Raw genomic sequence first — 2,572 nt, forward strand, 5'->3', positions numbered from 1 at the left:
TGCGTGAACCGATGACCTTGAGGAAACATCAACAATGGCGGTACTAACTTTAAAACCTGCATCTCTGAGTACTTTTGCGGCTGCATCGCTGTTTTCCTGACTTAAATCAGCCAGCAAAATATGATTTCCTGTACCCACACGTCTGGCGATGGCCTGACCAATAGACCCAGCACCGATTACAACAATTACATTTTCTTTTTTCATTTTTTTAGATTTTTAGTTACCAACTCTTTTTTGTAAATGGGCTGGATAGCGGTCTCCTTGTATCGTTGTTTGTGTAAATGCATAATCAATTTTTTTAATATCATTAGCAGATAAATGAATAGAAACCCCTCCAATGTTCTCTGTTAATCGATGTGATTTTGTAGTACCTGGAATTGGTACAATCCAAGGTTTTTGTGCCAACAACCAACCTAATGCAATTTGTGCAGTTGTCGCTTCTTTTTGAAAAGCAATCTCACCTAATAAGGTCACTAATCTTTGATTGGCTTTTCTGTTTTCTTCACTAAAGCGAGGTACAATATTTCGAAAATCGGTTGAATCAAATTGGGTATTTTCATTGATGGCACCGGTCAAAAAACCTTTACCCAATGGGCTAAAAGGCACAAATCCAATTCCTAATTCTTCCAATGTTGGTAAAATTTCTAATTCAGGTTCTCTCCACCAAATAGAATATTCGCTTTGCAAAGCCGTTACGGGTTGTACCTCGTGTGCTTTTCGAATGGATGAAACACCAGCTTCCGAAAGTCCAAAGTGTTTTACTTTTCCTTCTTGAATAAGATCTTTAACCGTTCCGGCAACATCTTCCATTGGCATGTTTGGATCTACTCGATGTTGATAAAATAAATCAATGACATCTGTTTTGAGTCGTCTTAAAGATTCTTCAGCGACTGCTCTAATTCGTTCTGGTCGGCTATCTAGTCCTTTAGTGGCATCGCCATCCTTAAAACCAAATTTGGTAGCAATAACTACTTCTTTTCTAAAAGGAAGCAATGCTTCGCCAACTAATTCTTCATTTGCAATACCATAAGCTTCAGCTGTATCAAAGAAGGTGATTCCTTGTTCGTAAGCTTCCCTTATTAATTTTATGGCTTGTTGTTTGTCTGTTGCAGGACCATAGCCATAACTCAGACCCATACACCCCATTCCAAGTGCCGAAACTTCTAATCCGCTGTTTCCTAATATTCTCTTTTCCATAATTTTTATTTTTTAAAATGTGATGGCTACCGATTTCAGGATAATCCATTTTCCATTTCGTTTTTCAAGTTGCATCGTCTGTTGCAAACGCCAGTTGTTTCGTGTACCCCAAATTCGTGCATCCAGCAAATTCTGACCAACAAATGTGGCTTTATCTCCGTCTATTTTTACTGTAGTTTTTACCTCTTTATATGAATAGTATTTCATTCGCTCACTTTCAATCTCGGAGAACCATTCCTCTTTTGGTTGCACATATCCCGTAATGTGCGTAAGCGTGAAATGCATATCTAAAATTCTGTTCAGTCCTGCTGTGTCCTTATCAATCATCAACTGTGTCAGTTGACGAGTTACATCAAGCACCTGATCAGTATCTATTTTATCTGTTTCCATAGTTTCTTTGTTGGATTTTGTTTGCGGACAAATCACTTCTGCAGTAAAGAGCAGCAGTATTACAAAACATTTTAGTAATAGATTCATTTTGATTTTACTATTCAGACATTGACAGTAAACCTTCATCTAATCTAGCTCCTTGAATTTTGATTGCGGTCAGCTGGTCATCAATATATTTAAGGTCGGCAGTAGTTAATTCAAGGTCAATTGACTTGATATTGTCATCAATAAATTCCGCTTTATCCATTCCCGGAATTGGCACAATCCAAGGTTTTTGAGCCAATAACCAACCCAATGCTATTTGTACAGGAGTTGCGTTTTTTTCTTTTGCAATAGCACGAAGCATATCTACCAATGGCATATTTGCTTTGATGGCTTCTTGAGTAAATCGAGGAAAACTGGCTCTTAAATCGGTATTGCTGTCAAACTTCGTATTAGCATCAATAGTCCCAGTTAAAAACCCAGTTCCAAGTGGCCCCCAAGGCACAAAACCAATTCCTAATTCTTCACATACAGGCAATACTTCCAATTCAGGTTCTCTTGTCCAAATAGAATATTGGTTTTGAACCGCAGCCACAGGATGAATGGCGTGTGCTTTTCTGATGGTAGAAGCACCCGCTTCTGAAAGTCCGTAATGAAGAATTTTGCCCTCATTAATTAGATCTTTCAGCGTACCAGCCACTTCCTCAATGGGTACATTTGGATCTACTCTGTGTTGGTAGAACAAATCGATATAATCTGTTTTTAAACTTTTTAAAGATGCTTCTGCAACTGCTCTAATATTTTCTGGACGACTATCAAGTCCTGTAATGGCGCCATTTTCTAATTTAAAACCAAATTTTGTAGCAACAACAACCTCTTTTCTAAAAGGGACTAATGCTTCTCCTAATAATTTTTCATTGACATACGGACCATACGCCTGCGCAGTGTCAAAAAAAGTAACGCCTCGCTCCACAGCAGTTCTAATGACTTGTATGGCTTGACT

Annotated in this window: 4 protein-coding genes; all 4 read right to left on the reverse strand. The window is 38.2% G+C overall.

What is annotated here, in order from left to right:
* Window positions 1-204, reverse strand: a 204-nt coding sequence (locus VFS71_RS11720; RefSeq protein WP_326401458.1) for an SDR family NAD(P)-dependent oxidoreductase, incomplete at its 3' end; no start/stop codon positions are given.
* A gap of 12 nt (window positions 205-216) precedes the next feature.
* The gene (locus VFS71_RS11725) at window positions 217-1,197 is read right to left on the reverse strand and encodes an aldo/keto reductase (RefSeq protein WP_326401459.1); all 981 of its coding nucleotides are present in this window, start codon (window positions 1,195-1,197) and stop codon (window positions 217-219) included.
* A 12-nt stretch (window positions 1,198-1,209) separates the two neighbouring features.
* On the reverse strand, window positions 1,210-1,674 hold the full coding sequence (locus VFS71_RS11730) for a nuclear transport factor 2 family protein (RefSeq protein WP_326401460.1): 465 nt from the start codon (window positions 1,672-1,674) through the stop codon (window positions 1,210-1,212).
* 10 nt (window positions 1,675-1,684) lie between these two features.
* Window positions 1,685-2,572 (reverse strand): aldo/keto reductase (locus VFS71_RS11735; RefSeq protein WP_326401461.1); only part of this gene is annotated, 888 nt, incomplete at its 5' end.

This window comes from Flavobacterium sp. (assembly GCF_035760125.1).
Taxonomy (GTDB): domain Bacteria; phylum Bacteroidota; class Bacteroidia; order Flavobacteriales; family Flavobacteriaceae; genus Flavobacterium.